Consider the following 573-nt stretch of genomic DNA (forward strand, 5'->3'; position numbering starts at 1 on the left):
GTTACACCTACACCCTGGTGGACAACGAGGCGCATGCCAGCGGCGCAGGCGCCAACAGCCTGGGTGAGCAGTTCACGGTGGTGGCGACAGACACCGACGGCAGCACGGCCAGCGGCAGCATTGACGTGAACATCGTCGACGACCTGCCGACTGCCGTTAACGACACCAACCCGGTCACCGCCACCGAAGCGCAGCTGACCCTGACGGGCAACGTGCTGACCAACGACATCCAGGGCGCCGACCGTATCGCCAGCGGCCCGATCACCGCAGGCACCTTCACCGGCACTTACGGCACCCTGGTACTGGCTGCCGATGGCACTTACACCTACACGCTGAACACCAGCGATCCGGACTTCATCAACCTGCACGGTGGTGGCAGCGGCGTCGAAACCTTTACCTACACCTTGAAGGACGCCGACGGCGACAGCAGCACGGCGACCCTGACGCTGAACGTCAATAACCTGAATGACCCGGTAACCCTCAACGGCCTGGATGTCGATGGCGGCGAACTGACCGTCTTCGAGAAAAACCTCGGCGACGGCAGCAACCCGAATGCCTCGGCGCTGACCCAGG

The 573-nt window shown here is 63.5% G+C and carries 1 protein-coding gene; it reads left to right on the forward strand.

The genetic code is table 11. The annotated features are described in order from the left end of the window. Window positions 1-573 (forward strand): Ig-like domain-containing protein (locus I5S59_RS26855; RefSeq protein WP_197879190.1); only part of this gene is annotated, 573 nt, incomplete at both ends.

The sequence above is a fragment of the Pseudomonas alkylphenolica genome, from assembly GCF_016009175.1.
Taxonomy (GTDB): Bacteria; Pseudomonadota; Gammaproteobacteria; order Pseudomonadales; family Pseudomonadaceae; genus Aquipseudomonas; species Aquipseudomonas alkylphenolica_B.